This window comes from Georgenia sp. SYP-B2076 (assembly GCF_003991205.1).
Lineage (GTDB): Bacteria > Actinomycetota > Actinomycetes > Actinomycetales > Actinomycetaceae > Georgenia.
The window spans coordinates 245,368-264,680 of the sequence record NZ_RXOZ01000033.1; the positions used below are offsets into that span (position 1 = coordinate 245,368).

19 protein-coding genes are annotated in these 19,313 nt (G+C 74.1%); 11 read left to right on the plus strand and 8 right to left on the minus strand.

The window, feature by feature from the left end:
- The first annotated feature begins 48 nt into the window (after window positions 1-48).
- Together recA and EJK16_RS15265 are read left to right on the plus strand one after the other, a co-directional pair.
- Window positions 49-1,128: a recombinase RecA gene (gene recA, locus EJK16_RS15260; protein ID WP_127130798.1), complete on the plus strand. Its 1,080-nt coding sequence runs from the start codon at window positions 49-51 to the stop codon at window positions 1,126-1,128.
- Window positions 1,129-1,133: 5 nt separating this feature from the next.
- On the plus strand, window positions 1,134-1,730 hold the full coding sequence (locus EJK16_RS15265) for a regulatory protein RecX (protein ID WP_127130800.1): 597 nt from the start codon (window positions 1,134-1,136) through the stop codon (window positions 1,728-1,730).
- Window positions 1,731-1,773: 43 nt separating this feature from the next.
- Here the strand turns inward: EJK16_RS15265 and EJK16_RS15270 are convergent, their stop codons facing one another.
- From EJK16_RS15270 to EJK16_RS15285, 4 genes are all read right to left on the minus strand, one after another.
- Window positions 1,774-2,631 carry an amino acid ABC transporter permease gene (locus EJK16_RS15270; protein WP_127130802.1) on the minus strand — a complete coding sequence of 286 codons (858 nt, stop codon included), beginning with the start codon at window positions 2,629-2,631 and terminating at the stop codon, window positions 1,774-1,776.
- A complete protein-coding gene (locus tag EJK16_RS15275; protein ID WP_127130804.1) occupies window positions 2,628-3,329 on the minus strand; it encodes an amino acid ABC transporter permease in 702 nt (233 codons plus the stop codon). Before EJK16_RS15275 ends, EJK16_RS15270 begins: the two co-directional genes overlap by 4 nt.
- Before the next feature lie 78 nt (window positions 3,330-3,407).
- On the minus strand, window positions 3,408-4,259 hold the full coding sequence (locus EJK16_RS15280; protein ID WP_127130806.1) for a glutamate ABC transporter substrate-binding protein: 852 nt from the start codon (window positions 4,257-4,259) through the stop codon (window positions 3,408-3,410).
- 49 nt (window positions 4,260-4,308) lie between these two features.
- Window positions 4,309-5,121, minus strand: a complete 813-nt coding sequence (locus tag EJK16_RS15285; RefSeq protein ID WP_127130808.1) for an amino acid ABC transporter ATP-binding protein — start codon at window positions 5,119-5,121, stop codon at window positions 4,309-4,311.
- Between the two features lie 213 nt (window positions 5,122-5,334).
- Here EJK16_RS15285 and miaB point away from each other — a divergent pair, with 213 nt between their 5' ends.
- Window positions 5,335-6,897 carry a tRNA (N6-isopentenyl adenosine(37)-C2)-methylthiotransferase MiaB gene (miaB, locus tag EJK16_RS15290; protein ID WP_127130810.1) on the plus strand — a complete coding sequence of 521 codons (1,563 nt, stop codon included), beginning with the start codon at window positions 5,335-5,337 and terminating at the stop codon, window positions 6,895-6,897.
- 77 nt (window positions 6,898-6,974) lie between these two features.
- On the opposite strand, the gene EJK16_RS15295 is transcribed toward miaB, so the two are convergent.
- Both EJK16_RS15295 and EJK16_RS15300 read right to left on the minus strand, forming a co-directional pair.
- Window positions 6,975-7,571, minus strand: a complete 597-nt coding sequence (locus tag EJK16_RS15295) for a YbjN domain-containing protein (RefSeq protein WP_164737366.1) — start codon at window positions 7,569-7,571, stop codon at window positions 6,975-6,977.
- Complete coding sequence (locus EJK16_RS15300; RefSeq protein WP_127130814.1) at window positions 7,568-8,104, minus strand: YbjN domain-containing protein; 537 nt, start codon at window positions 8,102-8,104, stop codon at window positions 7,568-7,570. The genes EJK16_RS15295 and EJK16_RS15300 overlap by 4 nt, the downstream gene beginning before the upstream one ends.
- 137 nt (window positions 8,105-8,241) lie before the next feature.
- Here EJK16_RS15300 and miaA point away from each other — a divergent pair, with 137 nt between their 5' ends.
- The 3 genes from miaA to EJK16_RS15315 all read left to right on the plus strand — a co-directional run bounded on the left by miaA (window position 8,242) and on the right by EJK16_RS15315 (window position 11,531).
- A complete protein-coding gene (miaA, locus tag EJK16_RS15305; protein ID WP_127130918.1) occupies window positions 8,242-9,180 on the plus strand; it encodes a tRNA (adenosine(37)-N6)-dimethylallyltransferase MiaA in 939 nt (312 codons plus the stop codon).
- Complete coding sequence (gene dapF / locus EJK16_RS15310) at window positions 9,177-10,091, plus strand: diaminopimelate epimerase (RefSeq protein WP_127130816.1); 915 nt, start codon at window positions 9,177-9,179, stop codon at window positions 10,089-10,091. The genes miaA and dapF overlap by 4 nt, the downstream gene beginning before the upstream one ends.
- Window positions 10,092-10,154: 63 nt before the next feature.
- Window positions 10,155-11,531, plus strand: a complete 1,377-nt coding sequence (locus EJK16_RS15315; protein WP_127130818.1) for a hypothetical protein — start codon at window positions 10,155-10,157, stop codon at window positions 11,529-11,531.
- On the opposite strand, the gene EJK16_RS15320 is transcribed toward EJK16_RS15315, so the two are convergent.
- A complete protein-coding gene (locus tag EJK16_RS15320; protein ID WP_240646093.1) occupies window positions 11,509-12,132 on the minus strand; it encodes a class I SAM-dependent methyltransferase in 624 nt (207 codons plus the stop codon). The genes EJK16_RS15315 and EJK16_RS15320 overlap by 23 nt on opposite strands.
- A gap of 103 nt (window positions 12,133-12,235) precedes the next feature.
- Between EJK16_RS15320 and hflX the strand changes: the two genes are divergently transcribed.
- The 3 genes from hflX (at window position 12,236) to EJK16_RS15335 (ending at window position 17,011) form a co-directional block, all read left to right on the plus strand.
- Window positions 12,236-13,822 (plus strand): GTPase HflX, encoded by a 1,587-nt coding sequence (gene hflX / locus EJK16_RS15325; protein ID WP_127130822.1) that lies wholly within the window; start codon window positions 12,236-12,238, stop codon window positions 13,820-13,822.
- Window positions 13,822-15,897, plus strand: coding sequence for an ATP-dependent DNA helicase (locus EJK16_RS15330; RefSeq protein WP_127130824.1), 2,076 nt, complete (start codon window positions 13,822-13,824; stop codon window positions 15,895-15,897). The genes hflX and EJK16_RS15330 overlap by 1 nt, the downstream gene beginning before the upstream one ends.
- Window positions 15,898-16,009: 112 nt before the next feature.
- Entirely contained in the window at window positions 16,010-17,011 is a 1,002-nt protein-coding gene (locus EJK16_RS15335) for an L-lactate dehydrogenase (RefSeq protein ID WP_127130826.1), read from the plus strand.
- Between the two features lie 66 nt (window positions 17,012-17,077).
- Here EJK16_RS15335 and lexA read toward each other — a convergent pair whose 3' ends face one another.
- On the minus strand, window positions 17,078-17,773 hold the full coding sequence (gene lexA / locus EJK16_RS15340; protein ID WP_127130828.1) for a transcriptional repressor LexA: 696 nt from the start codon (window positions 17,771-17,773) through the stop codon (window positions 17,078-17,080).
- A 219-nt stretch (window positions 17,774-17,992) separates the two neighbouring features.
- Between lexA and EJK16_RS15345 the strand changes: the two genes are divergently transcribed.
- Window positions 17,993-18,481: a LysM peptidoglycan-binding domain-containing protein gene (locus EJK16_RS15345; RefSeq protein WP_127130830.1), complete on the plus strand. Its 489-nt coding sequence runs from the start codon at window positions 17,993-17,995 to the stop codon at window positions 18,479-18,481.
- Between the two features lie 199 nt (window positions 18,482-18,680).
- Window positions 18,681-19,301 carry a transcriptional regulator NrdR gene (gene nrdR, locus EJK16_RS15350; protein WP_127130832.1) on the plus strand — a complete coding sequence of 207 codons (621 nt, stop codon included), beginning with the start codon at window positions 18,681-18,683 and terminating at the stop codon, window positions 19,299-19,301.
- The last annotated feature ends 12 nt before the right edge of the window (window positions 19,302-19,313 follow it).

Consider the following 19,313-nt stretch of genomic DNA (forward strand, 5'->3'; position numbering starts at 1 on the left):
GAAAACCCGGGCCGCCCCGGCGGCCCGATCGCCCGAGAGGTGACTGACATGCCCGCTCCCGTAGCAGACCGCAGCAAGGCCCTGGAGGCCGCGCTCAGCCAGATCGACCGCCAGTTCGGCAAGGGCTCGATCATGCGCCTGGGCGACGAGACCCGCGCCAAGGTCAAGGTGATCCCCACCGGCTCCGTCGCCCTCGACGTCGCCCTGGGCATCGGTGGACTCCCGCGCGGCCGGGTCGTCGAGATCTACGGCCCGGAGTCCTCCGGAAAGACCACGGTGGCGCTGCACGCCGTCGCGAACGCGCAGAGGGCCGGCGGCGTCGCCGGTTTCATCGACGCCGAGCACGCGCTCGACCCGGACTACGCCCAGAAGCTCGGCGTGGACACCGACAACCTGCTCGTCTCCCAGCCGGACACCGGTGAGCAGGCCCTGGAGATCATGGACATGCTGATCCGGTCCGGGGCGCTGGACATCGTCGTCATCGACTCGGTCGCGGCCCTGGTGCCCAAGGCCGAGATCGAGGGCGAGATGGGCGACTCGCACGTGGGCCTGCAGGCCCGCCTGATGTCGCAGGCGCTGCGCAAGATCACCGGTGCGCTCTCGTCCTCGGGGACCACCGCCATCTTCATCAACCAGCTGCGCGAGAAGATCGGCGTCTTCTTCGGCTCGCCGGAGACCACCACGGGCGGCAAGGCGCTGAAGTTCTACGCCTCCGTGCGCCTGGACATCCGCCGCATCGAGACCCTCAAGGAGGCCTCGGTCCCGGTCGGCAACCGCACCCGCGTCAAGGTCGTGAAGAACAAGATGGCCCCGCCCTTCAAGCAGGCCGAGTTCGACATCCTCTACGGCGAGGGCATCTCCCGCGAGGGTGGGCTCATCGACCTCGGCGTGGAGAACGGCATCGTGCGCAAGTCGGGCGCCTGGTTCACCTACGAGGGCGACCAGCTCGGCCAGGGCAAGGAGAAGTCGCGCCAGTTCCTCAAGGACAACCCCGAACTGGCCGACGAGATCGAACAGAAGATCCTCACCAAGCTCGGTATCGGCGAGGCGGCCGAGAAGGCGGCGGCCGCCGAGGCCGCCGAGGCCGCCAGCAAGGCGGCCGCCGACGAGGTCGCCGTCGAGTTCTGAGCCCCATGACTGCACCCGGCGGCGACCGGTGGCGGCGCACTCGTCCCCGTGACGAGCTCGAGCCGCCGCCGGTCGGCGCGGCCGCAGAGGACGCCGAGCCGGACGCGGAGGAGGTGGCGCGCACCATCGCCCTGCGGCAGCTCACGGCGGCCCCGCGCAGCCGCGCCCAGCTCGAGCAGTCCCTGGCGAAGAAGGACGTCCCCGCCGAGGTCGCCGCCCGGGTCCTGGACCGGTTCACCGAGGTCGGGCTCGTCGACGACGCCGCCTACGCCGACATGCTGGTTCGCACGCGCCACTCCGAGCGGGGGCTGGCGCGGCGGGCGTTGGCCGAGGAGCTCCGGAAGAAGGGCATCGGGCCCGAGGTCGCCGGCGCCGCGCTGGAGCAGGTCGCCGACGAGGACGAGGAGGCGGCCGCCCGACACGTCGCCGAGAAGAAGGCCAGGAGCACGCAAGGCCTCGACAGGCAGGTGCGCCGGCGGCGGATCGCCGGTGTGCTGGCCCGCAAGGGCTTCGCGCCGGGCGTGGCGATGCGGGTCACCGACGAGGTGCTCGCCGCCGAGGGCGCGGAGGACGGCGCCGTCTGGGACGACGACCCCCTCTGACGGCCCAGCCGCGACAGGGCCGAGGCGCCGGCGGCCTTAGCCGCTACAGGACGGGCGCGCCCTGCTCCTGCGCGGCGACCTGCGTCCTGCCGGCGGTGCGCCTGTCGAGCCTGCGCGCCACGCGTTCGGCGACCTTGCTGAGGGTGTAGTTGATGAGGATGAAGATGACCGCGGCCACGATCAGCGCCGGCAGCAGGTTGGCGTTGGAGGTGCCCACCAGCCGCGCCTGCCGCAGCAGCTCGGTGTACGTGATGATGTAGCCGAGCCCGGTGTCCTTGAGGATGACCACGAGCTGGCTGATCATCGACGGCATCATCGCGATCAGCGCCTGGGGCACCTCGACCAGCCGCAGGCACTGGCCCCGCGTCAGGCCGATCGCCAGCGCCGCCTCGCGCTGGCCCCGCGGGAGGTTGTGCACGCCGGAGCGGACGAGCTCGGCGATGACGGACCCGTTGTACAGCGTCAGCCCGACGACGACCCCGTAGAACGGCGCCTCGCTGGGCGGGACCAGGCCGCCGAACGAGAACAGGTTCCAGAAGAAGATCATCATGATCAGCACGGGCACCGCGCGGAAGAACTCCACGATCGCGGAGCTGACCCACCGGACGGCCGCGAGATCGGACAACCGGCCCAGGCCGAAGATCAGACCGAAGACGTTCGACGTGACGATCGCGACCGCCGCCGCCTTGAGGGTGTTCCACAGCCCCGGCAGGAAGTAGTCCTGCCAGATCGTCGCCGTGAGGAAGGGCTGCCACTTGGCGGCGGTGAGCTGGCCCTTGCCGTGGAGGGCGAGCACGACCCAGGCGAGGACGCCGAGGGCGAGGAGCGCACCGACGACGTTGAGGACGGCGATGCGGCGCCGGGCCCGGGGCCCGGGGATGTCGAAGAGACCGGAGCTCATTGTGCGACCCCCAGGCGGCGGGAGAGGGCGGTGGCCACCAGGCCGATGGGCAGCACGATCACGAGCCACCCCAGGGCGACGACGAGGAAGATGGCGACCATGAGGTCGGACCGGAACTCGATCATGGTGAGCATGAGGGTCGAGGCCTGGAGCACGCCCGCCGCCTGCGCGACGGTGGTGTTCTTGGCCAGGGCGATGAGGGTGTTGCCGAGCGGGGCGATCGCCCCGCGGATGGCCTGCGGCAGGATCACCATGCGCATGGACTGACCGAAGGTCAGCCCGATCGCCCGCGCCGCCTCGGCCTGGCCCGGCGGGACGGTGTTCACCCCGGAGCGCAGGGCCTCGCAGACGAACGCGGCGGTGTAGAGGGACAGCCCGAGCACCGCGAGCCGGAAGTTGTTGTCGAGGAGGAACGTCGGCGACTGGCGGTCGGCGAGCACGATCCCGAGCTGGCCCCACAGCCCCAGGGAGCACCCGAGGATGATCAGGGTCAGCGGGGTGTTGCGCACGAGGTTGACGTAGGTGGCGCCCGCCCACTGCAGGCTGGGCGCGGGGGAGACGCGCATGACGGCCAGGACCAGGCCGATCACGAAGGCGAGGACCCCTGAGTAGAGCGTCAGGCGGACGTTGACGAGGAACGCGCCCAGGATGTCGTAGCTACCGAGCAGCTCGGCGATGCCGTCGAGGTAGTCGCCCACTCGGTCCTCCAATCAGTCGTCCGGGGCGGTCGGTGGAGCGGTACCTGGGGCCGGCGGGCCGGCCCCAGGCGGCGTCCGTCAGGCGCAGGGCTGGACCTTGGGCGGGTTCAGCTTCGGGTTGGGGGTGTACCCCTCGCCGGCGTTCTTGGTCACGAGCTTCTGCCAGGTGCCGTCGTCGATCATGTCGGTGATGGCGGTGTTGACGTCCTCGCAGACGTCGTTCTCCTTCGGCAGGCCGACGCCGTAGTTCTCCTCGGAGAAGGGGTTGCCGACGACCTTGAACTGGCCCTTGTACTCCGGCTGGGCGGCGAAGCCCGCCAGGATGATGTCGTCGGTGGTCACGGCGTCGACCTGGCCGGCGCTGAGGAACTCCACGCACTCGGAGTACCCCTGGGCCTCCTGGAGCTGCACACCGGCGGCGAACTGGTCCTTGACGCGCTGCGCCGACGTCGAGCCCGACACCGAGCACAGGACCTTGCCCTCGAGGGCCTCCGGCCCGGTGATCTCGGTGTCGTCCGCGCGCACCAGGAGGTCCTGGCCGGCGACGAAGTAGGGGCCGGCGAACGCGACGGACTCCTTGCGGGCGTCGGTGATGGAGTAGGTCGCGAAGATCATGTCGACCGAGCCGTTCTGCAGGAGCGTCTCGCGCTGGGAGGAGACGGCCTCCGTCCACGTGATGTCCTCCGGGGTGTAGCCGAGCTTGCCGGCCACGTACGTGGCGACGTCGACGTCGAAGCCGGTGTACTTGTCGCCCTCCTTCAGCCCGAGACCCGGCTGGTCGAACTTGATGCCGATGGTCACGCCCTTGCCGGAGCCGCTCGCCGACGAGGTGCCGCCAGAGCCGGGCTGGCCGCCGCCGCCGGAACAGGCGGCCAGGGCAAGGGTGGCTGCCAGGGTGAGGGCGATCCCGGCTCTACGTGTGCCTCGCATGGTGTCTCCTTCTGTCGGTCCCCGGGCGGGGAAGTGAGGTCGTGCGGGCTCAGTGGCTGAGCAGCTTGGACAGGAAGTCCTTCGCCCGGTCGGACTTCGGGCGGGTGAAGAACTCCTCGGGCGTGGCCTCCTCCACGATGTGGCCGGCGTCCATGAAGACCACGCGGTCGGCGGCCTTCCGGGCGAACCCCATCTCGTGGGTGACGACGACCATCGTCATGCCGTCACGGGCCAGCGACGTCATGACGTCGAGGACCTCGGTGATCATCTCGGGGTCCAGCGCCGAGGTCGGCTCGTCGAACAGCATGACCTTGGGCTGCATCGCCAGCGCGCGGGCGATGGCGACGCGCTGCTGCTGACCGCCGGAGAGCTGCGCCGGGTGCTTGGCGGCCTGGTTCCCCACCCCCACCCGCTCGAGCAGGGCGGTGGCGCGGCGCTTCGCCTCGGCCGGCTTGACGCCCTTGGCCTTGACCGGGCCTAGCGTGACGTTCTCGAGGATGGTCTTGTGCGCGAAGAGGTTGAAGGACTGGAAGACCATCCCGACGTCCGCGCGCAGCCGCGCCAGGTCCTTGCCCTCCTCGGGAAGCTCCTTGCCGTCGATCGTGATGGTGCCGGAGTCGATGGGCTCGAGCCGGTTGATGGCCCGGCACAGCGTGGACTTGCCGGATCCGGAGGGCCCGATGACGACCACCACCTCGCCCCGGCGGACGGTGAGGTCGATGTCCTTGAGCACGTGCAGGTCGCCGAAGTGCTTGTTCACGTCCTTCAGGACCACGAGGGGCGCGCCGAGGGTGCGGCCGCCCGCGACGTCGGGCGCGGTGTCACCGGCCGGCACGGTCGAGGTCTGCTGGGCGTCCGTCATGGTGGTCAACCTAACTGCCGATTGTTTCCTGTCAGGCGTGGGCCGGTAACAAAGTGGATACAAAGCAGGCACAGAACGCGGCGGGCCTTGGCACGATCTTGACACAACGGGTCCTCCCAGGCGCCGCCGACCGCGCTGGCACCCGTCCCCGGCGCGGCGGCGGCGGGCCCGCGCTACGGCCCGGCCGGCGCGGCGATCTAGACTCCAGCCACCATGTCTACGCCGCTGACCGCCCCCGCCGTGCCCGCCGAACCGCTGCCCCGCACCTACTTCGTGCGCACGCTGGGCTGCCAGATGAACGTGCACGACTCGGAGCGTCTCGCCGGCCTGCTCGAGGCCCAGGGGTACGTGCCCGTCGGCGACGTCCCCGAGGCCGCCGCGCGCGCGACGGACGCCGGCGACGGCGGCGCCGACGTCGTCGTGATCAACACCTGCGCGGTGCGGGAGAACGCCTCGTCGCGGCTGTACGGCAACCTCGGCCAGCTCGCCTCGGTCAAGCGCACCCGCCCGGGCATGCAGATCGCCGTCGGCGGCTGCCTGGCGCAGAAGGACCGCGCGGGCATCGTCGAGCGCGCCCCGTGGGTCGACGTCGTCCTGGGCACCCACAACCTCGACGTCCTGCCCGCCCTCCTCGACCGCGCCCGCCACAACCGGGAGGCGCAGGTCGAGATCGAGGAGTCCCTCAAGGTCTTCCCCTCCACGCTGCCGACCCGGCGGGAGTCCGCCTACGCGGCGTGGGTGTCGATCTCCGTGGGCTGCAACAACACCTGCACCTTCTGCATCGTGCCCCACCTGCGAGGCAAGGAGCGCGACCGCCGCCCGGGCGACGTGCTCGCCGAGGTGGGGGCCGTCGTCGCGCAGGGCGCCATCGAGGTCACCCTCCTCGGGCAGAACGTCAACAGCTACGGCGTCGGCTTCGGCGACCGCGGCGCGTTCGCCAAGCTGCTGCGCGCCTGCGGGGACGTCGAGGGCCTCGAGCGGGTGCGGTTCACGTCACCACACCCGGCCGCCTTCACGGACGACGTCATCGAGGCCATGGCCGAGACGCCCAACGTGATGCCCAGCCTGCACATGCCCCTGCAGTCAGGCTCGGACACCGTGCTGCGGGCGATGCGGCGCTCCTACCGGCAGGCGAAGTACCTCGGCATCATCGACCGCGTCCGCGCCGCGATCCCCGACGCCGCGATCACCACCGACATCATCGTCGGCTTCCCCGGCGAGACCGAGGAGGACTTCCAGGCCACGCTGGACGTCGTCGAGGCGAGCCGGTTCTCCTCCGCCTTCACGTTCCAGTACTCGCCCCGCCCCGGCACCCCCGCCGCGGACCTGCCGCCGGTGCCCGCCGAGGTCGTCACCGAGCGCTACCAGCGCCTCGCCGCGCTGCAGCAGCGCATCTCCACGCAGGAGAACGAGCGGCAGGTCGGGCGGACCGTGGACGTCCTCGTCGCCGAGGGCGAGGGCCGCAAGGACGACGCCACCCACCGCATCACCGGGCGGGCGGCGGACAACCGGCTCGTGCACGTGGCGCTGCCCGCGGGGCTGCCCGCGGCGGAGCGCCCGCGCCCGGGGGACATGGTCACCGCGACCGTCACCCACGGCGCCCCGCACCACCTCGTGGCCGACTCGGCGCGGGCCGGCGGCACCTACCTGCTGCGCCGCACGCGCGCCGGGGACGCGTGGGACCGGCGCCAGGGCCTGGCCGAGGAGCCGCACGGCCACGGCGAGCCGGTCCCGGCCGGGCCCGTCACCCTGGGCATGCCGACGCTGCGGCGCTGACCCGGAGCGTGCCCGCGGGCGCCGACGCCGGGGCTCGCCCGCCCGCGGGCGCCGGGGCTCGCCCGGCCGCGTCGCGCTCAGAGGTCGGGGGCCGGGTCGTCCGGGTCGGGCATGGACCGCGCGAGGGCCTGGAAGAACTGCACGCCCGCGGAGAGCCCGCCCTCGATGATGTCGAGCAGCTGGCGGTCCGTCGCCCCGGCGCTGACGTCCGCCATGATCTCGGTGCGTACCGTCATGCCCTCGGAGGACGGCGAGGTGAAGACCGTCGGCCAGATCTTGTCCCGGTTCCAGTCGTTGTTGGCCTGCATGACGGCGGCGTGCAGGTCCTCGGGGACGGTCCGGCCCCAGGTGCCGCGCACGCTGAGGAAGTCCTTGTCCTCCCCGGCCAGGCGCAGGTGGAACTGGTAGCCGTCCCAGACCCCGGAGAGGGAGGCGTCCGGCTCCGTCCGCACGTGGTAGCCGCGGTTGGTCACCACCTGGCGCACCCGCTCCGCGGTGACCGGCACCGTCCGCTCCGCCGGCCCGATGAGCTGGCCGCGGCGCAGGTCCCCGGCGGGCGGGGGCACTCGCGGGCGCACGTCCGGCGCGGGGCGCGCACCGGACGGCCGCTCGGGTGCGGGCGGCTCCTGCCTGCCGGGGACGTCCGGCCGCAGCCACCTCGACCACCAGCTCACGAGAGCGACGCCGGCGGCTGGGCGGCGGGGTCGGGGTAGCGGATCTCGAGGTCGCGCATCATGCGCATGCCCTGCCCGATGCCGCGCTGGAGCAGTACCGTCAGCTGGTTGTCGCTGACGCCGGCGCCGAGCGGTGTGGAGACCTCGGCGACGACGCTCAGCCGGCCGTCGTCGAGCACCCGCACGTAGCACTTGGGTCCCACGAACTCCCGGTTCCAGTGGTCGACGAGCATCAGCACCTCCCCGAGCCGCTCGAGCGCGAGGCGCCGGTGCCAGGAGCCGCGCACCTGCAGCACGGACTCGTCGGGGCCGAGCAGGTAGATGTGGAAGATGGCCTGCGCCCACATGGCGCCCAGGTCGTCGTTGCGGTCACGGATGAGGGGGTAGTCGAGCGCCTCGAGGACCGCGGCCACCCGGGCCTTGGTCAGCGGCAGGACGACGTCGCCGGCGGACGCCGCGCCGGTCGCCGCCTCGGGACCGCCGGGTGGTCCCGCGTGCGGGCCCCGCTCGTCGGACGCACCAGGCCAAGCCATACCGCCGAGCCTAGCCGCGCTGCCCGCCGCGCGCCGGGTAGGTTTGCGTCGTGGGGGACGGGGCAGAACACGGCGTGGCCGGGGCGCGCGCGGCGGGGGCGACCGCCGGTGGGACGCGCCCCGGACCCGTCGCAGCCATGGGCCGGGAGCCCGGCGCACGGGTGCCGGACGTGGTAGCCGTCGTCGGGATGACGGCCACCGGCAAGTCCGGCCTCGCGCTGGACCTCGCCGAGGCGCTCGGTGGCGCAGGCGCCGTCGAGATCATCAACGCCGACGCCATGCAGCTCTACCGCGGGATGGACATCGGGACCGCCAAGCTGCCCGTGGCGGAGCGCCGGGGCATCGTCCACCACCAGCTCGACGTCCTCGACGTCCGCGCCGAGGCCACCGTGGCCGCCTACCAGGAGGCCGCCCGGGCCGACGTCGCCGCGATCCGCGCCCGTGGGCGCCTGCCGATCCTGGTGGGCGGCTCCGGCCTGTATCTCCGATCGGTGCTCGACCACCTGGACTTTCCCGGGACCGACCCGGAGGTGCGGGCCGAGCTGGAGGCGCGCGCGGAGCGGCTGGGGACCCGGCCGCTGCACGACGAGCTCGCGCGCCTCGACCCCGGCGCCGCCGCCCGGATCGACCCGCGCAACACCCGCCGGGTGGTGCGGGCCCTCGAGGTCATCGCCGTGACCGGCGAGATGTTCTCGGCGCGCATGCCCGAGCACGTCTACGCCCTGCCCGCCGTCCAGCTGGGCATCGCGGTGCCGCGGGCGGAGCTCAACGAGCGGATCGCGGCCCGCGCGGCCCAGATGATGGCGGGCGGCCTCGTGGAGGAGACGGAGGCGCTGCTCGCCCGGGGCCTGGCCGACGGGGTCACGGCCCGCCGCGCCGTGGGGTACGCGCAGGCGGCGGCCGTCGTCGCCGGGCGCCTGACTCGCGAGGAGGCGGTGGAGGCCATCTCCATCGCCACCCGCCAGCTCGCCCGCCGTCAGGAGAAGTGGTTCCGCCGCGACCCGCGCATCACCTGGCTCCAGGTGACGGACCCCACGGACATGCTGGCCGCGGCGCTCCGTATCGTGGAGCCATGACCTCCCCCTTCGGTCGCCTGGCCGGCCGCACCCTGACGACGGGCCACGGCACCGAGAACGACTTCGTCCTCGTGCCCGACCCGGACGGCGCGCTCGAGCTGAGCGCCGTCGAGGTCGCCGCGGCGTGCGACCGCCACGCCGGCATCGGCGCCGACGGCCTCATCCGCGTGGTGCGCTCACGGTCCCTGCCCGAGGGCGGTGCGGTGCTGGCGGACGCCCCGGCCGCCGAGTGGTTCATGGACTATCGCAACGCCGACGGCTCCATCGCGGAGATGTGTGGCAACGGGGTGCGGGTCTTCGTCCACTACCTGCGCCTGCGGGGGCTGGTCGACCTGCCCGCCGGCGGCAGCGTCGTCGTCGGGACCCGCGGCGGGGCGCGGCGCGTGACCTTCGACGGCGAGCAGTACACCGTGGAGATGGGCCGCTGGGCCATGCCGGGCGGGCTGGCGGCGGTGCAGGCCGGCTACGACGTCGCCGTCGGCGTCCCGGGCGTCGAGGGCACCCGCGGCGGGCTCCGCGTGAGCATCCCGAACCCCCACACAGTGGTCGCCCTGCGCGACGAGGCGGAGCTCGCCGGCGCGGTCCTCACCGGGCTGCCCGCCTACGACCCGGTCCCGCCGGAGGGCACGAACCTCGAGCTCGTCGTCCCGCTCGGTGAGGACGACGCCACCGGGGAGGCCGTGGGCGCGGTGCGCATGCGCGTCCTCGAGCGCGGCGTGGGGGAGACGCGCTCCTGCGGCACGGGGACCTGCGCCGCGGCCCTGGCCGTCCGCGCCTGGGCGGGGACCGGCGCGCCCGACACCTGGCGGGTGCTCGTGCCCGGCGGCGAGGTGACCGTCAGGGTGGTCGGGGACACCGTGACGCTGACCGGCCCCGCGGAGCTGACCGCCGAGGTCACGCTCCTGGCCTGACCGCCGACGTCGTGGGGGCCGCCCGGGGCGGCCGGAAGCGTGGATCGACCGGAGGGGGCAGGCATGCCGAAGAAGAAGCACAAGCCGCGCAAGCAGGGGCGTCCGCTGCACCACGGCGCGCCGCGCGCCGCCCGCGGGACGGGCGGGACGGGCCCGGCTCGCGGGACGGGCGCCGCACGCGGGACGGGCGCCGGGACGGCCGGGACGCCCCTGCTGGAGGAGTTCGAGCGCTGGGCGCGCGGTCTGGACCTGTTCGTCGAGGACAGCACCTGGCTGGTCGCGACGGCCATCGACCTCAAGCGCGGCCACCTCGGCTCCGCCGACCCCACCGCGTGGACGGCCGCCGAGATCCGCGCCGTGCTGACCGAGCTGTTCCCGCGCCACGTCGACCTCGATGCTGGCGAACGGCTGCTGCTCACCCCGACGATCACGCTGTACCTGGGCTTCCTCGGCATCACCGGCAGGCTGGTCTCCCCCCTGACGGAGGACGAGCTCACGGAGCTGATGGAGGGGCTCGCCGACGAGGTCCCGACCTCCTTCGACGCCGGGCCCCGCCCCCTCGGCGGCGGCCGGGGCGAGCTCGGCGTGACCGACGACGCCGCCGTCCCGGGGGAGGGGGGAACCGTCCCCGACGGCGCGGGCGGAGCGGGCGCCGTCGCGCCCGGTGCGCGCCAGGATGTCGTCGCGGCGCGCTGGCCGGCCTTCCTCGGGCCGGAGCCGAACACCCGGGACCTGCTTCTTGCCTCGCCCGGCGCGGGGGCGAGCGCCGCCTGGTTCGACGCCTCGGTGCTGCTGCGCCGTGCACGCGCGCTCCTGGGCTGGGTCGGCGAGCGCCGGCCCGTCACCGCGACCGGCGCGCTGCGACGGGCCGACACGGCGGAGGCGACGGCGCTGCTCGGCATCGCCCCGACCGGGTCCGGGCCGCAGTCGATGTGGCAGGTGCCCGAGCTCGCCGTCCTGTGGCACGCGATGGTCCGGGCCGGGTTCCTGCGCGTGGACGAGACGCACGTCGCCCCCGGCGACGAGACGCTGCCCGGGCCTGGGGCGCCAGCGGAGCAGACGACGGGCCCCGCTGCGATGCTGCACGTCGCCGCGCTCGAGGTGTTCCTCGGCGCCGTGCCCGGCGGCCCGACCGGTCACGCCCCGGACCTCACGACGGGCGCGGTCGTGCGGGCCGCGGCCCCGGGCGGCTTCACGCTGCGGGTGCCGGCCGCCGTGCCGTCCGCCGGCCTCGCCGGAACCCACCCCGCCCGCGAGGCGGAGGTCGCCGCCCTGCTCCGCGCCGACCTCGACGCCCTCGAGGCGCTGGGGGTCCTGACGCGCGAGGACGAGACGTTCCGGCTGCCCGGGCCCATGTCCGCCGTCGTGCGCGCGACGCTGCTCATGCTCGGACAGCCGCGCGACGGCGCCTCCGCCGTCAGCCGCCCGGGCGGACCGTGAGCACTCGGAACCCCTTCGCGCTCGCGGTGCGGGCGACGTCCATGCCGAGCTCGTCGGCGAGCCAGCGGTGCAAGGAGTCGGCCCCGAGGTTCTTCTGCACCACCAGCTGGGCGCGGCCCGTCGGGGCCAGCAGGGCGAGCCAGGCGCGCAGCAGGTCGTGGAGGGCGGCCTTGCCGACGCGGATCGGCGGGTTGGACCAGATCTCGTCGACCTGAGTGCCGGCGCCGGCGAGGCGGGCCAGGGCAGCCCCCGCCTCGAGGACCGTGACGTTGCCCAGGCCGAGCGACGCGGCGTTGCGGCGCGTGAGATCGAGCGCACGCTCGTTGACGTCGACGCCGTACACCCGCGCCCCCGGGGAGGCCTGGGCGAGCGCCAGCGTGACCGGCCCCCAGCCGCACCCCACGTCCACGAGCGTGCCCGTGGCCGGGGGGTCGTCCACGGCGTCGAGCAGCACCCGGGTGCCCAGGTCGAGGCGGTCACCCGAGAAGACGCCGGCGGCGACCTGGACGTGGACGTCCGTGCCGCGCAGGCGCACGTGCAGGGGGCGCAGGTCGGCCGTGGAGGCCGGCCGGGCGGAGAAGTAGTGGTCCGGGTTGCTCACGTCCGTCAACCTACCCGCCGCGCCGCCACCGCCCGGGCGGGGATAAACGTTGGCGCCGCCCGCCGGGCGTGGGATCCTGGACGGGTAGCCACGGAAGGACGCCATGACCCGCACGGAGAACACCCCCACCGAGCACCTCGACGAGACGGCCCAGGGGGCGCAGCAGGCGGCTGAGGATGTCGTCGCGCGCATCCTCGCCCGAGCCGGGACGTCGCTGAGGTCGACGGAGGGCACGGCGCTCGAGTCCGGGGACGGGCACGGGCAGGGGCCCGAGGACGGCGAGGACTACGACGGCGACCAGCTCGACCGCGAGGAGCGTGCGGCGCTGCGGCGGGTGGGCGGGCTGTCCACCGAGCTCGAGGACGTCTCCGAGGTCGAGTACCGGCAGCTGCGCCTCGAGCGCGTGGTCCTCGTGGGCCTGTGGTCCACCGGCACCACCGAGATGGCCGAGGTGTCCCTGCGCGAGCTCGCCGCGCTCGCGGAGACCGCCGGCTCGGAGGTCCTGGACGGCCTCCTCCAGCGACGCGCCACCCCGGACCCGTCGACGTACCTCGGCTCGGGCAAGGCCGCCGAGCTGGCGGAGATGGTGCGCGCGTCCGGCGCGGACACCGTCATCGTCGACGGCGAGCTGAGCCCCTCCCAGCGCCGCAGCCTGGAGGACATCGTCAAGGTCAAGGTCATCGACCGCACCGCCCTGATCCTCGACATCTTCGCCCAGCACGCGAAGTCCCGGGAGGGCAAGGCGCAGGTGGAGCTCGCCCAGCTCGAGTACCTCCTCCCGCGCCTGCGCGGCTGGGGCGAGTCGATGTCCCGCCAGGCAGGTGGGCGGGTGGCCGGCGGTGAGGGCATCGGCTCCCGCGGCCCCGGTGAGACGAAGATCGAGCTCGACCGGCGGCGCATCCGCACGCGCATGGCCAAGCTGCGCCGCCAGATCAAGGACATGGCGCCCTCACGGGAGACGAAGCGCGGGTCCCGCCGCGCCAGCCAGGTGCCCTCGGTGGCCATCGCCGGGTACACCAACGCCGGGAAGTCGTCGCTGCTGAACCGGCTCACCGGTGCCGGCGTCCTCGTCCAGAACGCCCTGTTCGCCACCCTGGACCCCACGGTGCGCCGGGCGACCACGCCGGACGGGCGCGCCTACACCCTCACCGACACCGTCGGGTTCGTGCGGTCCCTGCCCACCGAGCTCGTGGAGGCGTTCCGCTCCACCCTCGAGGAGGTGGCCGAGTCCGATCTGCTGCTGCACGTCGTCGACGCCGCGCACCCCGACCCGGAGGGCCAGGTCAGCGCCGTCCGGGCGGTGGTCGCCGACATCCCCGGCGGCAGCGAGGTGCCCGAGCTGATCGTGCTCAACAAGGTCGACCTCGCCGCGCCCGAGGTCCTGGCGCGGCTGCGCACGCGCTACCCCGGCGCGGTCGCCGTCTCGGCGCGCACGGGCGAGGGCATGGAGGCGCTCGCGGCCCGCATCGCCGAGCTGCTGCCCCGGCCCACCGAGGACGTCGACCTCGTGGTGCCCTACTCGCGCGGCGACCTCGTCTCGCGCGCGCACACCGACGGCGAGGTCCTCGCCGAGACGTACGTGACGGGCGGCACCCGCCTGCGCGCCCGGGTCGACCCCGAGCTCGCGGCGGCCCTGCGCGCCGTCGGCGAGTCGCCCGACGAGGCGCCCGCCGCCCGCTCCGCGTCCTGATGGCGGACACCGCCACGCTCCTGGCCGACGCCGTGGCGTCCCTGGGCGGGACCAGCAGGCCCGGGCAGGAGCAGATGGCCGAGGCCGTCGCGCAGGCGCTGACGTCCGGGGAGCACCTGCTCGTGCAGGCCGGCACCGGCACCGGCAAGTCCCTGGCGTACCTCGTCCCGGTCCTCGCGCACGCCGTGGAGTCGGGGCAGCGCGCCGTCATCTCGACGGCGACGCTCGCCCTGCAGCGTCAGGTCCTCACCCATGACGCGCCGCGGGTGGCGGAGATCGTGGCCGCCCGCACCGGGCTGCACCCGGACGTCGCCCTCCTCAAGGGCTGGCACAACTACGTGTGCAAGCACAAGGTCGCCGGCGGCTACCCGGCCGACGAGGAGCCCGGGCTGTTCTCCGTCTCCGCGGCCACCGGCGTCGACCCCGCCGCGCCGGCACCGGAGGGGGCGCCGGGGGCGCAGGAGCGGGCCACGCTCGCCGAGCAGGTTCTGCGCCTGCGCGAGTGGTCCGAGGAGACCCAGACCGGCGACCGTGACGACCTCGTGCCCGGCGTGAGCGAGCGCGCGTGGCGCCAGGTCTCGGTCACGAAGATGGAGTGCCTCGGCAACCGGTGCCCGATGATCGCCGAGTGCTTCCCGGAGGCGGCCCGCCAGGCCGCCCGCGAGGCCGACGTCGTCGTCACCAACCACGCGATGCTCGGGATCGCCGCCGCGGGCTCGCCCAACGTCCTGCCCGAGCACGACATCCTGGTCGTCGACGAGGCGCACGAGCTCGCCGACCGGGTCACCGCCCAGTCCACGCTCGAGCTCAGCGCCGCCGTGGTCGAGCGCACCGCCCGGCTGGCCCGGCGCCACGCCGGGGTCAACAACGAGACCTTGGAGAAGGCCGCCGCCGCGCTCCGCGCGCGCCTGGAGCTGGTGCCGGACGGGCGCCTGCCCGGTGGGCTGCCCCCCGAGGTGCGCGACGCCGTCGTCCTCGTCGAGGCCGGCTCGCGAGAGGCCGTCAGCGCCATGAAGCCCGAGGCGGGCGCGAACGCCGCGGCGGACGCCGGGGGGCGGGCGATGGCCCGCTCCGCCATGGTGGTGCTGCTGGAGATCGCCGAGCGGCTCCTCGGGGACGGCGTCGCCCAGCGCCGGGACGTGCTCTGGTGCGAGCGCTCCCGGATCGGGTCCGAGCAGCCGCGGCTGCGCCTGGCCCCCCTCGATGTCGCCGGGTCGGTGGCCGACCGGCTGCTCGCGGGCCGCGCCGCCGTCCTGACGTCCGCGACCCTGACCCTGGGCGGCACCTTCGACCCCATGGCCAGGTCGCTGGGCCTGACCCTGGACGAGGACCGCGCCTGGCGCGGGCTCGACGTCGGCTCGCCCTTCGACTACCCGCACCAGGGCATCCTCTACGTCGCGCGCCACCTGCCCCCGCCGGGACGCGACGGCACGAGCGAGCAGGCGCTCGCGGAGCTCGTGGAGCTCGTCCGCGCCGCCGGCGGGGCCACCCTCGGGCTCTTCTCCTCCCGCCGGGGCGCCGAGGCCGCCGCCGAGCGGCTGCGCGCCGAGCTGGACACGCCCGTGCTGTGCCAGGGCGACGACCAGCTGCCCACCCTCGTGCGCCGCTTCGCCGAGGACGAGGCCACGTCCCTGATGGGCACGCTGTCGCTGTGGCAGGGCGTGGACGTGCCTGGCCCCACGTGCCGCCTGGTGGTCATCGACCGCATCCCGTTCCCGCGCCCCGACGACCCGGTCAAGTCGGCACGCTCCGAGGTCGTGGCCGCCGGGGGAGGCAACGGGTTCATGTCCGTGGCGGCCACCCACGCCGCGCTCCTGCTGGCCCAGGGCGCCGGGCGGCTGGTGCGCACCACCACCGACCGCGGCGTCGTCGCCGTGCTCGACCCGCGGCTCGCGACCGCGCGGTACGGCACCTACCTCACGCGCTCGATGCCGCCCCTGTGGCGCACGCACGACGGCGAGACCACGCGGGCGGCGCTGCGCCGCCTCGCCGCCGCGTCGGCGGGCACGGCCCCCGACGGCGGCGAGACAGGGGGCGCCCCGGCCGTCGCGGGGGCGGCCCCCGCGACGGCCTGAGGTCCTCACCGCTGGCGCGTCCGGCGCCTACGGAGCGGGCCGTCGGGGCGTGCGGTGGGCATCGCCCGTAGGGTGGACCGCGACAGCCACGCGTCGACAGGGGAGCACGAGGATGACTGAGCTGGATGAGGTCGGGGGCCGCGTCGAGCTGCTCGGCGGCCAGGGGGCCGAGCGCAGCAAGGTCGCGATCGTCGGTGCCGGCGCCGTGGGGTCGACCCTCGCGTACGCCTGCCTGCTGCGCGGCGCGGCCCGCGAGGTGGTCCTCTTCGACCTGAACAGGGCGAAGGTCGAGGCCGAGGCCCTGGACATCGCGCACGGCATCCAGTTCACCCCCATGGGTGAGGTCGACGGCTCCGACGACATCGCCATCTGCTCCGACGCGGACGTCGTCGTCATCACCGCGGGGGCGAAGCAGAAGCCCGGCCAGTCCCGGCTCGACCTCGCCGGCGCCACGATCGACATCATGCGTGACCTGGTCCCGCGGCTGGTCGAGGTGGCACCCCGCGCGACCTACATCATGGTGGCCAACCCGGTGGACGTGGTCACCTACGCCGGGCTGAAGATCTCCGGCCTGCCCGACAACCAGTTCTTCGGCTCGGGCACGGTGCTGGACACCTCACGGCTGCGTTACCTCGTCGCCCGCGAGTGCGGCGTCGCGGTGCAGAACGTGCACGCCTACGTCGCCGGGGAGCACGGCGACTCCGAGATCCCCCTGTGGAGCTCGGCGATGATCGGCGCCGTCCCGCTCCTGCAGTGGGGGCAGACCGTGGACGGCGGGATGCTCAACGAGGAGGTCCGGGGGCGCATCTCCGCCGACGTCGTCAACTCCGCGTACAAGATCATCGCGGGCAAGGGCGCCACCAACTACGCCGTCGGTCTCGCCGTGACCCGGATCATCGAGGCGGTGCTCCGCGACGAGGACCGCGTGCTGTCGGTCTCCTCGCTCCTCGACGACTACCTCGAGATCTCCGACGTCTGCCTGTCCGTGCCCAGCATCGTGGGCAGCCAGGGGGTCGGCCGCCGGCTGGTGCCGGTGGTGACCGAGAACGAGCGTTCCGGGCTGGTGCGCAGCGCGGAGTCCATCCGCGCCGTCGCGAGCAAGTTCGGGTTCTAGCCGGTCCTCACCCGACGGGCCGCCACGGGCGGCCCGTCACCGACCCGGTCAGCCCCGTCAGCCCGGTCACAGGCTCCGCAGGACGGTCACCACGCGCCCGAGCACCTGGGCGTCGTCGCCCGGGATGGGGGAGAAGGCGGGGTTCTGCGGCATCAGCCACACGTGGCCGCCGCGGCGCTGGAAGGTCTTCACCGTCGCCTCGCCGTCGATCATCGCCGCGACGATCTCGCCGTTCTCGGCCACGGGCTGGCGCCGGACGACGACCCAGTCGCCGTTGCAGATCGCCGCGTCGATCATGGACTCGCCGACCACCTTGAGCATGAACAGCTCGCCGTCGCCCACCAGCTCGCGCGGCAGCGGGAAGACGTCCTCGACGGACTGCTCCGCGAGGATGGGACCGCCCGCCGCGATCCGTCCGACCATCGGGACGTAGGCGGGAGACCCGGCGCGCAGGCCCTCGGCGTCGAACGCGCCCCGCGGGCCGGTGACCGACGCCGCGCGCGGGTCGTCCATGATCTCGATCGCCCGGGGGCGGTTCGGGTCGCGGCGCACGTAGCCCTTGCGCTCGAGCACCCCCAGCTGGTGCTTGACCGAGGAGGGGCTCGTCAGGCCGACCGCGTCGCCGATCTCACGCATGCTCGGCGGGTAGCCGTGCGCGGCGACCGCCGCCCGGATCGTCTCGAGGATGAGGCTCTGGCGCTCGGTGAGCTCGTCCCCGTCCTGTGCGCCGCGCCCGTTCTTCGTGCCCTCGACAGTGCTCATGACGGCGGTCCTTCCTGGCTCGCCGCCCCGTGGGCGGCTGGCGGGGGCGGATCGCGGGGAATCCGCCGATGTCAGTGGTCGATGGTGGGCTTCTCGACGCAAGCGTAGGAGTCATGGCCCGCAATATCAAACGTCTGTTCGACGGTGTGTCGACAACGGGCCGCCGAGGGCCTACTGTGTCGCACATACGTTCGACGAACATCCGTTCGAGGAGGAGCAATGAGCGCTCTCGAGGTACAGCCAGTCCTGGGTCCCACGTCGCCGCGGCGGCGCCCGGCCGCCCCGGCCGCGCGCCCGGTCCGCCGCGGCAACCTGCAGCTGGTCGGTCCCGGCTTCGTCCCGGTCGCGCCGGGCCCGACGCCGGCACGTCCGCCCGCTCGGGCGGCGCGCCCGTGGACCGCGGCCGCGAGGCAGCCCCTGCGCCTCACGCTGCTGGGCCGCCGCGTCGTCGCCGGGGTGGTCCTCCTCGCCGCGACGGCCGTCTCGGTCGGCCTGGGCGCCTGGGCCGGGACCGCGGCGCGGCACTCGGCCGCGGCCGACACGGCCGCCGTCACGGTCGCGGAGGGGGACACCCTCTGGGCCGTGGCCAGCGCCGCGGCGCTGCCGGGTGACGACGTGCGCGAGGTGGTCGGCCGGATCGCTGAGCTCAACGGGCTGTCCTCGCCGCAGCTGCGGGCCGGCCAGCAGCTCATCGTGCCCGCCGGCTGACGACCGGCTTTCCTGTCTCGTCCCCGACCCAGCACGGAGTGGCGGTGAGAGAATGGTGCCAGCGACGCGCGACCGCGTCGCCGGTGCGCACGGTCCCACGCTTGACGGGGCCTCCGCGCCGACGAGGATGAACCGGGACCCAGATCGCCCCGGTGCGCCGGACCGCACCCGGTCCGCAGGCGCAGGGAGGAGCCCAGGCGTGCACTGCCCGTTCTGCCGACATGCCGACTCACGTGTCATCGACTCACGCACCGCCGAGGACGGCGCCACGATCCGTCGTCGACGCCAGTGCCCGGCGTGCGGGCGGCGGTTCACGACGCTGGAGACCTCCAGCCTGAGCGTCCTCAAGCGGTCGGGCGCCACCGAGCCGTTCAGCCGCGACAAGGTGGTCTCGGGCGTGCGCAAGGCCTGCCAGGGGCGGCCCGTCTCCGACGACGACCTCGCGCTCCTCGCCCAGCAGGTGGAGGAGACCGTGCGCTCCAGCGGGGCCGCGCAGATCGACGCGCACGAGATCGGGCTCGCGATCCTCGGCCCGCTCCGGCAGCTCGACGAGATCGCCTACCTCCGCTTCGCCAGCGTCTACTCCTCCTTCAGCACGCTCGAGGACTTCGAGGTCGCGATCGCGGCGCTGCGGGCCGAGAACGCCGAGCGGGAGGGCGCGGCCGCGCAGGCCGCGGAGTCGGCAGCCGGGCTGCCCGCCGCCGGAGGGAACAGGTCGGTCGGCTCCGAGAACTTGGGCGACCAGAACGGCAACCCCACGGGCGCCGGTTCCGCTAGCCTTGTCTCAGCCGTCGGACCCGACCGGGCCCCGGCGCACTGACCGCCGTCGGCG